Source organism: Streptococcus sp. 2021WUSS109 (assembly GCF_044427305.1).
GTDB lineage: Bacteria > Bacillota > Bacilli > Lactobacillales > Streptococcaceae > Streptococcus > Streptococcus suis.
Map to the genome: position 1 here is coordinate 1 of NZ_JAOTGF010000054.1, position 1120 is coordinate 1120.

At 35.4% G+C, this 1120-nt stretch carries 1 protein-coding gene and 1 pseudogene; both read left to right on the forward strand.

The window, feature by feature from the left end; genetic code table 11:
- Positions 1-725 (forward strand): aldose 1-epimerase family protein (locus ODU37_RS10660; RefSeq protein WP_398580488.1); only part of this gene is annotated, 725 nt, incomplete at its 5' end.
- 199 nt (positions 726-924) lie between these two features.
- A pseudogene (locus ODU37_RS10665) lies at positions 925-1120 on the forward strand (IS5/IS1182 family transposase); the annotation flags it as partial.

Consider the following 1120-nt stretch of genomic DNA (forward strand, 5'->3'; position numbering starts at 1 on the left):
CTATCTATGAACCTGCAGAAAGATTGACATTTACAGGCACAATTCCAAGGCATGGACTTGTGAGAAAAATGCTGTTCAAAAATGTAAATAGTACCAAAAACTCTTTGGAATTTTCTATTTCATCAAACGAAGAAACCGTAAAAAATTACCCTTTTGAATTTGAACTTTCCATTAACTACTCACTACTTGGCAATACAATTCGAACTGAATATCGGGTGAAAAACCTTGAGGGACATAGAAAGCTACCTTACTTTATTGGTGGTCACCCAGGTTTTAATTGTCCCTTGTTGGATGGTGAGAGTTATGAAGATTATTATTTAGAATTTGAAAAAGTAGAATCTTGTACAGTACCTAGAAGTTTTCCAGAAACTGGCTTACTTGATCTGCGAGACCGCCAGCCATTCTTGGAAAATCAAAAGACCTTGGACTTGTCCTATAAACTGTTTGAGCATGATGCCATAACATTGGATCAATTAGCATCACGAAAGGTAACCTTGAAATCAAAAAATCATCAGAAGAAACTTTCGATTGCATTTGAAGAGTTTCCATATTTAGTGATTTGGTCAACTACAAATCAGAGTCCCTTTATCGCATTAGAACCATGGAGCGGACTCTCTACATCATTGGAAGAATCTGACATATTCAATGCCAAACGAAATATTAGTTACGTTGCTCCAAAAGAAGTTGATAAAAAACATTTTGATATTATTATCGACATAGATTAAACTTAAAATTCTTATAATGAAGCTACTCTCAATCCGTCTAATTTGTAAAGAAATAAACGGTTTGGGAGTTTTATTTCGAGGCTGGGCAAAAACTAGCTTCTCACATATAAAAAACGAGCAATTCCAATTAGGAGTTGCTCGTTTTCCATTTCATGCTTTATAATTATAATAACCACAAAACAACTAGAAAGGCATGAAAATGTATAAACAGTATAACACAAATCAGCTTAGTTTGGAATTAAATCTTTCTTGGGATTTACCTGCTACTCATGAGGCTCGTCTGATTAGTCAGTTTGTGGATACCATTCCTCAATCTGTTCTACTAGATGAAATTTCTCACACAGGTCGTCCTGCCTTTCATCCAGCCATGTTGCTCAAAATGACCCTGTTCGCCT